Origin of the sequence: Rhodococcus sp. NPDC019647 (assembly GCF_044389235.1) — a bacterium.
Taxonomy (GTDB): Bacteria; Actinomycetota; Actinomycetes; order Mycobacteriales; family Mycobacteriaceae; genus Rhodococcus_F; species Rhodococcus_F oxybenzonivorans.
Genome location: NZ_JBIRXS010000005.1, coordinates 132,341 through 147,829 on the forward strand (window position 1 = coordinate 132,341; position 15,489 = coordinate 147,829).

14 protein-coding genes are annotated in these 15,489 nt (G+C 58.3%); all 14 read left to right on the forward strand.

The features are described 5' to 3' along the window. The first annotated feature begins 60 nt into the window (after positions 1-60). Entirely contained in the window at positions 61-585 is a 525-nt protein-coding gene (locus ACH49N_RS13240) for a hypothetical protein (protein ID WP_358272845.1), read from the forward strand. A gap of 25 nt (positions 586-610) precedes the next feature. Continuing rightward, entirely contained in the window at positions 611-1,576 is a 966-nt protein-coding gene (locus tag ACH49N_RS13245) for a phage major capsid protein (protein WP_358272846.1), read from the forward strand. Between the two features lie 18 nt (positions 1,577-1,594). Further along, positions 1,595-1,978: a hypothetical protein gene (locus ACH49N_RS13250; RefSeq protein WP_358272848.1), complete on the forward strand. Its 384-nt coding sequence runs from the start codon at positions 1,595-1,597 to the stop codon at positions 1,976-1,978. Continuing rightward, the gene (locus ACH49N_RS13255) at positions 1,975-2,331 is read left to right on the forward strand and encodes a hypothetical protein (RefSeq protein ID WP_358272850.1); all 357 of its coding nucleotides are present in this window, start codon (positions 1,975-1,977) and stop codon (positions 2,329-2,331) included. Before ACH49N_RS13250 ends, ACH49N_RS13255 begins: the two co-directional genes overlap by 4 nt. A gap of 421 nt (positions 2,332-2,752) precedes the next feature. Continuing rightward, positions 2,753-3,166: a hypothetical protein gene (locus ACH49N_RS13260; RefSeq protein WP_358272852.1), complete on the forward strand. Its 414-nt coding sequence runs from the start codon at positions 2,753-2,755 to the stop codon at positions 3,164-3,166. 67 nt (positions 3,167-3,233) lie between these two features. Then, positions 3,234-3,830, forward strand: a complete 597-nt coding sequence (locus tag ACH49N_RS13265; protein WP_358272853.1) for a hypothetical protein — start codon at positions 3,234-3,236, stop codon at positions 3,828-3,830. A gap of 100 nt (positions 3,831-3,930) precedes the next feature. Beyond that, the gene (locus ACH49N_RS13270; protein ID WP_358272855.1) at positions 3,931-4,260 is read left to right on the forward strand and encodes a hypothetical protein; all 330 of its coding nucleotides are present in this window, start codon (positions 3,931-3,933) and stop codon (positions 4,258-4,260) included. 400 nt (positions 4,261-4,660) lie between these two features. Further along, positions 4,661-9,403, forward strand: coding sequence for a tape measure protein (locus ACH49N_RS13275; protein WP_358272856.1), 4,743 nt, complete (start codon positions 4,661-4,663; stop codon positions 9,401-9,403). Between the two features lie 70 nt (positions 9,404-9,473). Further along, entirely contained in the window at positions 9,474-10,388 is a 915-nt protein-coding gene (locus ACH49N_RS13280) for a phage tail protein (protein WP_358272858.1), read from the forward strand. Further along, the gene (locus ACH49N_RS13285; protein WP_358272859.1) at positions 10,388-12,028 is read left to right on the forward strand and encodes a phage tail protein; all 1,641 of its coding nucleotides are present in this window, start codon (positions 10,388-10,390) and stop codon (positions 12,026-12,028) included. The genes ACH49N_RS13280 and ACH49N_RS13285 overlap by 1 nt, the downstream gene beginning before the upstream one ends. Before the next feature lie 37 nt (positions 12,029-12,065). After that, entirely contained in the window at positions 12,066-12,632 is a 567-nt protein-coding gene (locus tag ACH49N_RS13290; RefSeq protein WP_358272861.1) for a DUF2744 domain-containing protein, read from the forward strand. Continuing rightward, positions 12,632-14,038, forward strand: coding sequence for a GH25 family lysozyme (locus ACH49N_RS13295; RefSeq protein WP_358272863.1), 1,407 nt, complete (start codon positions 12,632-12,634; stop codon positions 14,036-14,038). The genes ACH49N_RS13290 and ACH49N_RS13295 overlap by 1 nt, the downstream gene beginning before the upstream one ends. Beyond that, on the forward strand, positions 14,038-14,295 hold the full coding sequence (locus ACH49N_RS13300; RefSeq protein ID WP_358272865.1) for a hypothetical protein: 258 nt from the start codon (positions 14,038-14,040) through the stop codon (positions 14,293-14,295). Before ACH49N_RS13295 ends, ACH49N_RS13300 begins: the two co-directional genes overlap by 1 nt. A 3-nt stretch (positions 14,296-14,298) precedes the next feature. After that, entirely contained in the window at positions 14,299-14,700 is a 402-nt protein-coding gene (locus ACH49N_RS13305) for a hypothetical protein (protein WP_358272866.1), read from the forward strand. Positions 14,701-15,489: the final 789 nt, after the last annotated feature.

The following is a 15,489-nucleotide window of genomic DNA, read 5'->3' on the forward strand; positions in this document are numbered from 1 at the left end:
TGCGCTCACAGCCGGCGCTTAACGGCTGGTGCTCTGCCATACCTATAAGGGGATATTTGCATGTCTGAAAACAACGCTGTCGAGACCACCACCACCGAGGTTAAGCCTGGTGTCGAGTCCACCGATGGCGGTAGTTACCAGCCGCCCGCTTCACAGGCCGATCTTGATCGGATTATCTCGGAGCGGTTGGGTCGTGAGCGCGCAAAGTTCGCTGACTATGAGGATCTGAGGTCGAAGGCCTCCAAGCTCGATGAGCTTGAGAAGGCTAACCAGTCGGATCTGGAGAAGCTGACCGAACGTCTCACTGCTGCCGAGAAGTTGGCGGCTGAGCGGGCTGAGGAACTGTCCAAGACGGAACTGAAGGCGTTGAAGTCTGATGTTGCGCGGGAAAAGGGCGTTCCCGTTGGCCATCTCACCGGAACCACGAAGGAAGAGCTTGAGGCTTCGGCTGACGAGCTCGTGAAGTGGCGGGACGCGAATGCTCCTGCCCCCAAGAAGCCTTTGCGGTCCGGATATGTGCGTGAGGCCTCTGTTGTGAATCCTCGCGAACGCGCTGTTGCGGCTCTCCGTGCCGGCGTTGTCTAACTAATTCTCTCTAGGAGTAATACAAATGGCTGATATCTCGCGTGACGAAGTTGCATCCCTCATCCAGGACGGTTATGCAACCGACCTGCTGCGGCGTGCACGGGACACTTCCGCTGCTCTCGCTACCTTCCCGACTCGGGACATGGGCAACAAGGCTGTTCGTCTGCCGGTTCTGGCGACCAAGCCCCACGCGAAGTGGGTTGGTGAGTCTGCAACCGCCGATGAGGGCAAGAAGCCCACTGCGCAGGCTACCTGGGGTAAGAAGGAACTGATTGCCGAGGAACTGGCAGTCATCATCCCCATTCACGAGAATGTTCTCGCGGATGCCTCTGAGGATGTTCTTTCGGAGCTCGCCGGTCTTGGTGGTGAGGCAATCGCTAACGCTCTGGACGCTGCGATCTTCTTCGGTGTGAACAAGCCCTCTACCTGGGTTTCGAAGGACCTTGCTACGGCTGCGACGGACGCGGGCCAGGTGTTCACGGTTGGCACCGGAGCGAATGACCTGTCCGGGTCCATCCTGCAGGCGGCTGAAGTTGTCGCCGGCCACTACGACCCGTCGAACATCGTTTCCCGCAAGGGTCTGCGGTTCCGTCTCGCCAACCAGCGAGATGCTAACGGCGCGCCGATCTTCATCCCGGCCCTGTCTGGCACTCCCGGCGCTCAAGATTCGGTCCACGGCCTGAACGCGTCGTGGGTTACCGGCACCGTTGACAACGGCGCAGGTGGAGACACCCCGGTTTGGGACAGCACGGCGGCTGAGGCCATCGTTGTTGACCGTGAGCGCGTCATCATCGGTATCCGCCAGGATGTGACGGTTAAGTACCTGTCGGAGGCCACTGTTGGTGGCATCAACCTGGCTGAGCGCGACATGGTTGCTCTCCGCTTCGTTGCCCGCTACGCATACGTGCTCGGTGACAACGTTGCTACTGGTGCTGCCGCGGCTTCGAACTCGCCTGTCGCTCTCGTGGCACCTGTCGCTGCCGGTAGCTAAGTTCTCAGGGGGTTCGGCATGGCTTTCGCTGAGTTGAGTGACGTTGCGACCCGGTTGGGTCGGGCATTGACGGCGGATGAGGCGGCTGAGGCTCCCGGTTTGCTTGATGAGGCATCCGCACTTGTGGAGGGGTACTGCAATCAGGATTTCGATCCTGTTCCCTCCACGGTGCGTTTGGTCACTTCGCGTATCGCGGCCCGCGCATTGACGACACCGACGACACAGGATTCTGCTGCTGTGTCGTCGGAGCAGTTCACTGCTGGCCCGTTCACTGTGAACCGCAGCTTTGTGGGGGATGGATCAGCTACATGGATCGGTGCGACTGAGAAGACGATGTTGCGCCGGTTCCGCATCTCGATGCGTTCTGTTCCGTCTGCGTCGGATAGGCAGGTGGCGGGATGACCGTTGCATATCCTGTGCCGTTGCTGTGGAAGGTGCAGACGAAGAAGTATCTGGAGGGTGGGGGCACAAACTCTCATGGCAGCCAGATCGATGTGTGGGCCGAACCCGTCGAACAGGCTTTGTATGGTTGGTCGGTTCCGGATTCGCGTGAGCCGAAAGTTGCAGGCCACAACCGGGTGACTGTGCAAGTCGAACTCCTTGTACCTCCCAATTTTGATGTGGGTCCGTACGACAAGGTGATCGTGCCCGGTAAGGGTGAGCTCGATGTCATCGGTGATCCTGATGACTTCAACCACGGCCCGTTCGGTTTCCAGCCAGGGTTTGTTGTGAACTTGGGGAAGGTGGATGGCTGATGGCCACTGTGACGGTGAAAGATCAGTTCGGGGACACCTGCGACTTCCCTGATTCGTCGTTCCGTACTGATACCACGGGGACGAACAACCTTGAGGTGTACAGCGATGATGGGGGACGCCTGTTCGCAGCCTTTGCGGAGGGTGGTTGGGTGTCGGCGGTGACTCATGGGTAACGTCCGGATCCAGCACAATGCGGCCGGCTACTACCAGTTGCGTTCCGCCCCTGGCGTTAGAGGTGATCTGGAATCCCGTGGGGGCAGGGTGAAGCGTGCAGCTTCCTCTGATGGGGGCAAGTACGTCATGAGTTCCCAACAGGGCCAGAAGGCACCTCAGGGTCGTTGGCGGGTGTCGATCGCCACCGCTGACATCAAAGCTATGCGCCGGAACGCTAAGAACCATTCATTACTGAAGGCGTTGGACAGTGGCAGGTAACGCACGCAAGCCCGCGGTGTCGGTGGTTGTTGCCTTGCTGAATGCCGCGTTGCCGGTGCCCGTCATGGATGAGGCACCGAAGAACCTGCCCTCTTCGTGGGTGAGGGTTGTCCGTGTTGGTGGGGTGAAGCGCAACCTGGTCACTGATTCTCCGATGTTGACGTTGGAGTGTTGGGGACCGAATGAGGTTGTTGCGGAGGAGTTGGCAATGGAGGTTGCGGACATCCTCGAAGGCTCACCGGGCGGATATGTCCCCTATATGACTGGGGATGGTGGCACTGCGCAGGCATGGATCAGTGGTCACAACGAAATTGGTGGCCCGGCAAGCAACAAAGATCCGGACTACCCCAACAAGGGGCGCTGGACGCTCACAGTCGAACTGGGCATAGCGACCAACGTTTAAACACACTTTCATGGAGCCTCAACCCCTTGTGCGGGTTGGGGCTTCTTCTATTTGAGGAGAAGCCAGTATGGCTACTGATACTTCCAAGGTTTATGTTCCCGCACCTCCGAAGGTGAAGGGTGTCATCCACCGTGCACCCCTGGGTACCACGCTGCCTGTGACGGCAACCGAAGATCTGGATGCTGCGTTCAAGGATTTGGGCGGCATCTCGGACGCCGGCATTACCAATGCCATGTCGCGTGACGTTCAGAAGATCAAGGACTTCGGTGGGGACACCATTGCTACCCCGCAGTCTGACTACACGGAAACCCTTCAGGTTGAGTTCGTGGAATCGACCCGCCTTGAGGTTCTGAAGACGGTGTTCGGTGACGACAATGTGACGTTCACTGCCGCCACTTCCACCAAGGGTGCCCAGATCGTTGTGGATCACAACTCTGAGACCCTCCCGAAGAGCACCTATGTGCTTGACACGGTTGCAGGGAAGGGCCTGCGCCGGCAGATCGCTGCTATCGCCCAGCCCACCACTGTTGGTGACGTGGTTCAGGTCAACAACGACATCGTGAAGTACGTGGTGACGTTCGAAACGTTCGCCTACGTCGATGGCAGCGGCAAGAAGTTCAATGTTCGGGAAATCCTGGACGACGGTATCTTCTCCGGTTCCTAACTAGTACTCACCCGGTGAGTGTTTCTTTGACCAGGCCAACCCTTGCCGGGTGGGCTTTCGGGCCTGGTCCCACATTTTTCGATAAGTTGAGGTCTGGTCAATGACTGCTTTCACTGTTCCCAAGTCCGAGGTTCCTGAGCTTGCTGCGAAGGATGAGAACCGTTTCACGTTCAAGCTGAAGGCGAACGGCAAGGTTTACTCGCTGCCGAAGCTGGAGTTCCTGCCGCGTGAGTCCGCGAAGGTTATTCGCGCATCCATTGGCCAGGTCACTGAAGCTGACCTCCTCCGCAAGCTTGTCGAGATTGAGTGCCCTGATGCGTTCGAAGCGGTGGACGCACTTGAAGATGATCAGGCTGAGGCGCTTTCGACTGCGTGGGTTGATTCGTCCGCGGTCTCGGTGGGGGAATCTACGGCCTCGGAAGCCTCCTAGAGGAGCATTCCGGGGCCATTGAGTACGACCTGTTGGTTCGCGGGTTCCGTCTTGCGGACATCGGAACCTTCAGGTTGTCGTGGCGTGAGTTTTCCTCACTGGTAACGCATCTTCCCCCCACGGGGGACTCCGCCCTTTACCGGGCGCGGTTCCCTCAGTCGTGGTGGTGGACGCACGATACCGATTTGCTGGCGGCGCTGGTTCATGCGTCGCAGGGTGCGAATTGGCAGCGGTCGGGCAGCAAGGGCAATCCGCCTGAGGTGCGTGTGCGACCTCGTGAGGTTTGGGAACTGGAACGGTCGTCTGACTCTGAGGCGGTTCCGTTGGATGAAATTCGTAATGAGTTGGCGCGCAGACGGCGTAGCAAAGCCAATGAGTAGCGCATATTTGGGGGTTACTTATGGCTGGCGTTGAACTCGCTACCGCGTATGTGTCGCTGGTTGTTGACACGAAGAAGATCCCCGGTCAGGTTAAGACCGCCTTATCGGGGGTTGAGGCGCAAGCCGACAACACAGGTAAGAGTGTTGGTTCGAAGATTGCATCAGGGCTTGGCTCAACCCTGAAGGTTGGTGGGGCTGCGATCGGTGCGGCTGCCGGCCTCGCTATCGGCACTGCCCTCACAAAGGGCATGGAACGCGTTGTCGCAATTGATGACGCTAAGGGCAAGTTGGCAGGTCTCGGTCATACGGCTGAGGGTGTTGCCACCATCATGGATTCGGCGCTGAAGTCCGTTAAGGGCACCGCGTACGGGTTGGGTGATGCGGCGGGCATTGCAGCTTCGGCTGTTGCCGCGGGCATCAAGCCTGGTGAGGAGTTGACGAAGTATCTGTCTCTGACGGGTGATGCTGCGACAATCGCAGGTTCCTCACTCGGTGAGATGGGATCAATCTTCAACAAGGTCACAACCTCAGGTAAGGCCTACACTGACAACCTGAACCAGTTGGCTGACCGGGGCATCCCGATCTTCCAGTGGCTGCAGGAAGAGTACGGCGTAACCGCTGACGGCCTGTCCGACATGGTGAAGGAAGGCAAGGTTGATGCCGAGACCTTCCGTAAGGTCATTGAAGAGAACATTGGTGGTGCAGCCCTAGAGTCGGGCAAGACGCTTCGTGGCTCCTACGAGAACATGAAGGCAGCCCTTGGGCGTGTGGGTGCGGGTGCTATCGAACCGTTCCTGCCCATGCTTAAGTCCGGTTTGGGCGCGCTCACCCAGTGGGCGGACAAGATTGCCCCGAAGGTCAAGCAGGGAGCCGAGTTCGTTGCTACCGGTCTGACTGAGATGGGTCGCGCCTTCCAATCATCCGGTGCTTCTATCGATGGTCCTGCAAGCAACTTTGAGAAGTTCGGTGTCAAAGCCCGCTATGTGAGCGACGGGCTTAAGGGCATCTGGTCCATCCTGAAGGATGGCGAGTTCGCCGGTTCTAAGTTGACCTTCGGGTTGGATGAGAACTCGAAAGCCGTTGACATCCTGTTCCGAATCCGTGAAGGTGCGATTGCCCTGTGGGCGGCGATCAAGGATCCGTCGAGTGAGAAGTTCACTGCATTCCTTGACAAGCTGAAGGGTTCCGGCGATGAGTCTGCCGGCGCAATGGGGAAGGTTGAGGAGGGCGCTACCACCCTGACCGGTGTTCTCAAGTCGGTTGGTGATGCTGCGGCTAGTGGCGGTCTCGCTTTGGCTGCCCTGGGTGGCGATACGGCGACCGTTGCCGTTGCGGGCATCAAGGCGCTCGGCAGTGTGATGGGCTTCTTTGCCGATCACACCGGGTTGGCGACTGTAGCCCTGGGTGGGTTTGCGGCTTCGGTGGCGATCGCTAAGACGGTCGAAACCGGATTCCATGCGGCGAAGATCGCAAATGCGATCATGATGCCCGCACAGATCGCATCCCAGATGGCGCTCACTCGGGCACTTATTGCCCATACGGCGGCGTTGTGGGCGAACACAGGGGCTCAGGCCCCGAACACTGCGCTCACTTTGCGGGCCAGGATAGCGGAGATTGCGACTGCTGCTGCTCACCGGGTGCGTACCGCGGCAGTGGTGTCGGAGACTTCCGCGTTGGGTGCCTATGCGGCGGCCCAGCAGCGAGCGGCGGCAACGTCCGGGCTGATGGTTGGTGGCCTGCGTAACGCTGCTGCTGGTGCCGCTGTGATGGCTGGTCGTGTTCAGAACCTGAGTGGTGCTGCAGTTGGTGGCCTGCGTAGCGGTCTGGGTAGTGCGGTCAGCCTGCTTGGTGGTCCGGTATCGGCTGGTTTGATGGCTGCTGGTGCCGCGGCGATCTACATGGGGTCGCAGTTCAGTTCCGCGAACAAGCGTATTGAGGATTCCGCGAGCACATACCGAAGCTACGTCGATGGGCTTAAAGAGTCCAACTCGAAGCTGAAGGATGCGTTCAACAGTAGTGGTGGTGTTGCTGACCGGAGTGTGTCTCAGATCGTTGAGGGACAGATTTCCGACCTCAAGAGCGCACAAGCACAGTTGGCGCAGGACGGTCCCGGATTCTGGGGCAAGATTGGCAGCTCATTCGCTACCGGCTGGGACATCTTGGATGGCCAGTTGGATGGTGCGGCGATCAAGACCGCGGCGAAGGCTGAGGATCTGTCACTGTCGGGTGCGAAGGTTACAGCCGCGTTCGACAAGTTGGGGATGTCGAGCAGTGACCTGGGGAAGGTGCTGACTGGTCCTTCCGATAAGTTCTCGGACCTTGCGGCGAAGCTGCACGGGATGGGCGATGAGGGTCTAGCGCTACTTGGCCCACTGAAGGACATGCGCACCGAGATCATTGCATCTCAGACGAGTGCGGGACAGTTCAAGACCGCTCTTGCTGACATCGACACCAAGTCTGTTTCGGCGGCGCAGGGTGTTGATGGTTTGACTTCGGCTATGGGTCGTCTTCGTGGCGATCAGATGACAGCTGAGGAAGCGCAGCAGAGGGTCAATGACGCCCTACGCGGGTTCGGTGAGGCCGCTGCATCCGCCGGCACTGGTGTTATCGACGCATCAGGCAAGATCGATACAGCTACGGCTGCCGGTTCGCAACTGTTCAACTCGATGAAGCAGGTTCAGTCAGCGTTCGATCAGGCTGGGGCTTCGGCCTATCAGTCTGCAGTCGAGCAGGGGCAGTCACAGGAAGCTGCTGCGGCGGCATCTGAGGCTGCTGGTCAGCGTGTGCGCGATGAGTTCATTAAGCAACGCGTAGAGGCTGGTTACACCCTTGAGCAGGCTACTGCGATCGCGGATCAGTACAAGTTGTATCCGCCTGAGATCGCTACAGCGATCAAGCTGAACGGTGCCAAAGAGGTACAGGACCAACTGGGGTACATCGGTACCCTGCTGGCGAACATTACTGCACCGCGGGAAGTGAACCTTCCTGCCCCGCAGGTGAACGTCAACTCTCCGGGTGGGAGCCTGGGTGGTCCTAGCCTGAACTTCCCCGGTGCTCCGAAGGCTGATGGTGGACCAATCACAGGCGGCATTGCCGGCCAAGACTCCGTTCCCATCCTCGCGATGCCAGGTGAGCACATGCTCACTACGGCGGACGTGGATCGGCTCGGCGGGCAGGCTGGCGTGTACAGGTTCCGCGCCGCGCTGGCAGCTGGTGTCGTTGGCAAGTTTGCTGAGGGTGGCGCAATTGGCGGTGTTAGCGGTGGCATCCAGGCTGCGTTGAATGCTGGGCGTGCGGTCACAGGCAACAAGTACCTGTGGGGTGGGTCCGGGCCGGAACGTTTCGACTGCTCCGGGTTTGTTGGTTGGTTGCAGCAGATCGCGATGGGTATCACCGGATCGGTCAAACGGCTGTACACCACTTACGATCTCATGGGTTCGAACGGGTTCGCTGGGTTGTTGCCTGGTTTGGGGCCGGCGGGGACACAGTTCCAGGTCGGTGTCAGCCAGGAGCATATGGCTGCCACGGTTGGTGGTCAGCCAGCCGAGTCTGGTGGTTCGCACGGGGATTCCCGCATTGGGGCTCCCGCGGTCGGTGCTACTGATCCGCAGTTCTCCGAGTACTTCCATCTTCCGAACTCTGCTGTTGCGGGTGGTGTCGTCAGCGGCACTCTCGGGCTGGGTTCGTATGGGAGGACGAAGAAGAAGGTTGAGTGGACCGATAAGGACGAACTCAATCTGCAGTCGGCTGATGTGTCTGTCACGCAGGCTGAGGAGGATCTAGCGGCGGTTCAGGCCAAGTTCAATGAGGGTAAGAAGACTCAGGCTGACTTGGATCAGGCCCACCTCAGGGTCCGTAAGGCTGAGGCGCGGGTTGTTGAACTTCAGAAGAAGAAGGACGACGCTGCCGCTGGGGTTGATGAAGGCCCGGCACCGCAGGCCCCGGCTTTGGCTAAGGCGTACTCCGATAAGGAGATGGAGCGCATTGACGCCCAGTTGTCGGTGGATGATGCGAATGAGCGCCGCAACGAAGTGTATGCGGATCCTACGGCGACTGAGAATGATCGCATCAAGGCTGACATGGCTTTGGCGAAGGCGCAGAACTCGTTGCAGGAAGTTCTGGACGGCAAGGATAAGAAGTCGGATTCTTCGGGATCGGGCGACTACTCCCTGAAGGGCATTCTGAAGACGTTCGGCACTCGCATGCTGGATGTCGGAATGACTGCGCTTGAGGGCCAGGACCCGTTCGGGATTACCTCGTCACGTTGGTGGACTACGGACTTCACCAAGACTGGTTCAAACGGTGAGACTTCCGCACAGGCCGCTTCTGGTGAGTCGGGCGGTGGTTTGGCTGACGCTGTGAAGCCGAAGCTGGAGGCCATTCCCGGTTCATGGCCGGATGCGGAGATCGCTGGTCAGACCGGTGGCCTTCCCGGCACACCTGCGGATTGGGTGAAGCTGTTCGGTGCTCCTGAAGAGTTGTTGGAGAAGTTCAAAGCTCCGAAGGTGTTCGACAACGGTGGTTGGTTGCAGCCGGGGGAGATGGGCATCAACCTGTCTAACCGGCCTGAGCCGATCTTCAACAGCCCTGATCAGTTGCGGAAGTTCGCTGGCAATGCTCTTGCGCCGGCTGAGGCTGGTGGGGGGCAGTCGGTGGATAACAGCATCAACATCAGTGGCGTGACGGTGGCTGACATCAACGAGTTCCGTTCGATGCTCAATCTGGAGCAGCGTAAGCGGTCCTTGTCGTTCAACCGCAGGTAGCGCGCACCACACAACAGAACGCCTCCAACCCTTCGGGGTTGGGGGCGTTTCTTGTTTCACAGGAGAGTCAATGGAAACACTTATTGAGTTGGAGGGTGCGCCGACTTCGGATGGAACTACGGAGTGGTTCACGCTCCTCGGGGATGGCAAGGGTAATCGGGGGGTCCATCTCGGCACTGAGGTAGATGGTGCGTTTGATGACGAGCCGACCGAGAGTATCTGGAACTCGCACGCGTATCAGATCGGATCCACCTTCGGTGGTATTCGCATCAATCACAGGGATGTGCTGTTCAAGGCGCACATCAAGAAGACATCAGACGCCAGCTGGGAGACAAACGATTCCGAGTGGCGCAAGGCGTGGAATTACAAGAAGGACTCGAAGCTTTGGGTTCAGACCGAGACTTCGCGCCGGCACCTGCCGCTGAGGCCGTTTGAGACTCCGGTTGCGAAGCCCGAGTTTGATCCACACGGGCAAGAGTTCGGCACGATCGACATGCACTGCAGGGCGGGTAAGCCGCGCTGGCTGGAACCTGATGTCACCAAAGAGTGGATCTCGAACACCGACACCCTTGATGGTAGTTGGAACACGGGCACAATTCCGGTCTGGAATCCCACCGATACCGAGATTTGGTTGAAGTGGACGGTGCAGGCGTATCCGGGCGCGATCTATCGGCTGCCTGACTACTCGTTCGGTGATGACCGCTACGAGATGGCGGACGAGCACGCTACTCGACAGATCGTCATGCCTGAGTTGCTGGCTGGGGAGCATCTGAAGGTCAATACCGATGAGGAAGACGAGCAGGTCGCGTCCTCGATTGACACGCAGGTGTGGCTCCGGATGAACGGTGTCACCTTCCTGTATCCGGTCCCTCCGTATCAGAAGACGAAGAAGTACCTGCCTGTCTCTGTGAAGAACGCGCCTGCCGGTGTGGGGGTGCAGGTGCGGATGCCTCGCACGTGGACGCGTCCGTGGGGGTTGCAGTAATGGCAACTGTCGAGACTATCGATTTCGATGCCGTTTTCGAGGAAATCACTAATCGGCAGATTCGGGAGAAAGAACGCCGGATACTTCCACCCCTGATCCGGTTGTGGGATGGCGACTGGAACTTGCGGGGAATCTGCAAAAAAGAAAACAGCGCCGAGTTTCAGTACCTGGACAACGAAACCGGTATCGGTGTCCTTGAGATGCCGCTGGACTACTACCTGTCTAAGTGGATGAACGATGTTAAGGCGCGTTCAACCACCAATATTCACATCACTGTGGATAAGGATGGTGCCCGTTGGGGTGGTCGGCTCGAAGAAATGCGTGTCATCAAGGATGAGAACCACCGCGCATACATTCGAGCCACTTTCAAACATGATTATGAAGAACTTAAGCATGTGTTGGCGTGGAGTAATCCATTCTTGCCCGCGGAAATACAATTCCCGAAGGTATGGGCGCTCTATGGCAGAAGTCGCTGGGTATGTAAAACGACTCTGCTTTGTAACATTATGCGCTTGGAGTCGTCTCTGTGGATGCTTCCCGATAATCCGCTTGACCCAAATCAGTGGTTCAATTTTGATCAGTCCACGTGGTCGATGGTTGTTAAGCCTGACCAGGATGAGGACACGAGTGTTCGCGCTCTGATCGTTTCTCGGTTCAAGACTGTGCACGATGCGACGAAGAACATCGTTGCCGATTCACAGTTGACCTGGGAGTTTAGGCGCTACCTGGATGGCGATGAACCTCCGTGGCCTGGTGCTGATCTTCGCCATGGCTGCTTGGTGATCGATCTGCTCAATAAATCCGGCTGGAATACAGGCACGTCATTTGGTGGCGACCTTTTTAACGGTTTGATTCATGAGTTGATCAATATCGGTGGCGACGGAATTACTCAGACTTCTGAGGTTCTGGCTGATCCGAATATGCCTAACGAGTATAAGACGCCGGGCTACAAGGGTTCGGTTCCGTCTGTTCCTGGTGTTATTTACCGCGAGTCTGAGCATACGGGTATTCAGTCTTCTGAGGTTGTTTGGAAGCCTGCAACTGATGTGGGCGTGGTGGCTGGCGGTTCGTCAATGCCCGGCGTTAATGAGGCCATTTCAGCCGGGGTGCAGATGGTTGGGGATCTAAGCGCAATGATCCCAGGGGTGCCGCCTTTGGGGGGCGTGGCGGACGCCATTCTTCGGCCATTGTACGAAAATGTTTTCTTGGCCTTCGGTAAGCATAAGAACATTGCGCGTGCGCAAAGGCTTGGTTGGAGCCATTATCATGAGAAATGGGCTGATGGGGCGGATCGCGCCTATACGCTCGCATGGTTATTGGCAATGCGTGCTGGGATGTGGGAAACCCGCGAATACATCAGTTTGCAATTCAAGGTTGCCGATGGTGCACCGTGGCGCATTGGCCAGCGGGGGCATGGGCATTTCTTCCTCGGTGACCGTATTGGTTGCACGGTTCTGGGTCAGCCTCCTGGGGTGATCTGGGTTGACCGTGTTTCAGAGTTGGTTCTGAAGTGGGATCGGGCGACTACTCCCCATTGGGAGATCACGATCGGCCAACGCGAGCCTAAAGACCCCATTGCCGCGGCCTGGCAGCGCATCCAGGACATCTTTTCACTCCTGCGGGATCTCGGGGTCCTGTAAACATTCCAAGCCCTCTGCGGGCATCTGAAAGGTGATCATGAGATTTCCGACCTATGAAGACTGCCAGCCCGCAGAGGGTGAGGAGCCGGATCCCCGCCAAGTTTTCCAGTGGTTCCTGAACAAACTGCCGCTTACCGGTGACGAATGGTTCACGGTGGAGCCGAACATCAGGCCCGACTGGTCCAAACTGTTCTGGGATCTCGGGTTGCGTCACCACCCGGAACTGCAGACGAAGAAGATTCTGGCACCACATCGGGGGCAGCAGCATTCGCTGAACGGTTCTGCAACGGTCGTTGGCATTGACGAACCCGACTCGCCTCCCATGGTGATTCAGGATCCGGCTCTATTGACGGCGCACGAGCAGGCTGTTCAGTTGGAGCGTTACCGACAGTTGGGGCGACTGCCCGAGATGGAGACTGGTCCCGCGGGGGCGTCGGTTGAGTACGGGGAAGAGTTCAACCCTGCAGATCACACAGTCAACGGTGTCAATTGCTATCTGCTCGCGCCCATTCCGATGACGGAGAAGCGGCGGGTGATGGCCGCGGAGATGACCGGTAAGGCACGTCAGGGGATTTTGAACAACCCTAAGAATAGAGGTATTTGATGGCGGCGAAGTTTTGGCCGTTGCAGCGGGGTCATGTAGTCACATCCGGTTTCGGTGCTCGCTGGGGGACAACTCATTGGGGTGTTGACTTCGGCAGAAACGGCGGCTCTGGCGGGCTGCCCGTGTACGCGGTGCAATCGGGAACGGTGGTGATGGTCGGACCGGCTTCCGGTTTCGGCCAATGGGTTGTGCTGGACCATCCAACTGAGGCTGGTGGTGGCACCACGGTTTACGGCCACATCATCCCTGAGGTTGGTTTGAATCAGCGGGTTGTTGCTGGGCAGCGTATTGCCCGGATCAATCCTGATTCGAGCTTGAATGGTGGTGTGGATCCGCATTTGCATTTGGAGTGGCATCGGTATGTGTGGTCTCAGCCTGGCGTGAACAGGTTGGATCCGCTGCCCATGTTGGAAGGGGCGCAGTTCCCTGGTGAGCCGGTAGCGGCTGATCCGGCCCCGGTTGGAGATGGGCGTATGACGTTCTTCGGTATTGATATTGCCTCTTGGCAGGCCGGTTTGGATATGTCCCGCGTGAAGGCTGAGGGCTTCTCGTATGTGATTGCGAAGGCCACCGAGGGTGCGGACTACACGAACCCACGGTATTGGGAGCAGCGGGACGGTGCGCGGGCGAACGGGCTTCTGTTCGGCGCATACCACTATGTGAAGGCTGCGGATTCTGCGCGAGCCCAGGTGGACCGCTATGAGTCGGTGGAGCCTGACCGGAAGATTCCGGTGATGCTGGATCACGAACTGACCTCCGGTAACGCTGGTGTGTTGTGGGCCGTGCATAACGAGTTCGTGGCGCGAGGCTACCGAGTCAATCTGATTTATCTGCCTCGCTGGTATTGGTCGGGTCATATCGGTTCCCCGAATTTGTCGGGTCTGCCTCCGCTGATGTCTTCCAACTATGGGAATGAGCGGGCCGGAAACCCGAAGGCGATCTATCCGGGTGATGGCGACGTGGGCTGGAACGGTTATGCCGGTCTCGATGTCGCAATCTTCCAGTACTCCCAGAAGGGTGCTGTTGCGGGTTACGCGTTGGATGTCAACGCATTTAGGGGCACTGCTGCCGAGTTGGCGGGCCTGTTTGGTTCTGAGGAGGATGACTTGCCGTATTCGCGTGATGATCTGAAGTCGATCATCTTTGAGTGCTTGGAAACGTTCGTTGGCCCTATTGGGTCTGATGTGAAAGATGTCCGCTTCGAACTTACTGGCGGGCGGAACGCTGGGGAGTATCCCGGCCATCCGTCACTGCTTGATGTTCGGGACGGAAAGAGCGGTGATCAGGTGTTCCACGGAACGGTGACCCGCTTCATTCAGGAACAGGACGCGAAGCTGGAAAAGCTTACGCGTGAGTTCAACACACTCACAGCCCAGGTGGCTGAAGTAGTTAAGGCAGGTAAGTAATGGCTGTTACTCAGGTTGAGAACTCTTGGCGTGCAACTGCCCGCACTGCATTTGCGGTGCTGGTGTCGCTCGTGACGTTGGTTCCTACGATTCTGGTTACCACGGACCTTGATGCGACTGTTCTCGGCGCACAGGTTCTTGTTGTGGCCGGCGCTGTAACGAAGGTTCTGGCATTGCCTGGTGTGAATAAGTTCATTGAGGACTTCGTGCCGTTCCTGGCTGCGGAGCCTTCTGTGGGCAAGCACTCGGCGGAGTAGCGGGTGCCGCCCGAAACTCATCCTTGGGTTATTTGGGCGGGAGTGATCGGGGCAATCATTGCGGTTGCCTCGGTCGCGTTCACCAAGGTGAGAGAAATGTTGCGCCCTGTTGCCGAGTGGGTTTCGGGGTGGCGTGTGAGACGCATTGAACGGCAGGCCCGAATTGAGGCTGCCGCCCAGATTTTGAATGACCAGCGGGTTTCTACGTTGTCGATTCAGTTGGCTGGTGTTGCTGCGCAGTTGGAGTCCGTGCTGAGGCAGGGCCGTGAGGAAGCGGTTCGTCATGAGCATGAGATGTCAGCTTTGCGCGCCCAGTTGACGGAGACACAAACGTCTTTGGAAGCGGCGCTGTTTGAGATCGCTGAGTTGCGCGCCGAGTTGGCGGAGTACAGGGGTGAACGATGACGATGCCTGTGGGGGATGCCCCTGATGGTGCATGGGTGTGGGGGACGGTTCACGATTCACAGAATTATGATGACCCGTCTGTTCGTGCCGAGATCCGTTCTAAGGCGTTGCCTGGGTATATCGCGGCGCAGGACAACACGAAGGCTAAGTGGTCTGGGTTCACGAGCATTTCCAACTTTCTGGCTGGTTTGACGAGCGCGTTTACTGGTTCATCGGCTGGCACTGGCGGGTTCTTCTCCGGGATCTTTGATCATGCCCAGGCGCAGCAGGAGCAGACGATTGCACTTGAGAACAAAGTTGAATCGTTGCTCTCGGGCGGTGTGCGTAGTACGTACATGCTGTCGGGGACGTTCGCTGATCCTGGCCCTGGCAAGACGGTTTGTGTGGCTGTTCTGCGTGGCGGGCAGGGTGGTGGCCGGGACTCAAGCACCCAGAACCCCGGGGGTACCGGAAGTCCGTACGTGTACCAAGAATTCGCCTCTGAGGAATTGACCTACCCGGTGACGGTCACTGTCGGCTCCGGTGGTGCGGGGCGGACCATTGGCACGGGAACAGGGTCTGTCGGTTTGACGAGTTCGTTCGGCACATACCTCGTTGTAACACCCTCCACCTCACAGGGCGGCATCATCTCCGCGCAGGGCATCGTCGCCTCCGCGGGTGACGCCGGCAACGGCGGTTTGGCGGAACTGGCAGACGGCACCCCCGGCAGTAGCGGCGCGGGTAACGCGCTTTGCCCCGGCGGACTCTACGGAAGCTCGACAGTCCCCGGTCAGCCTGGCGCATCTTGCC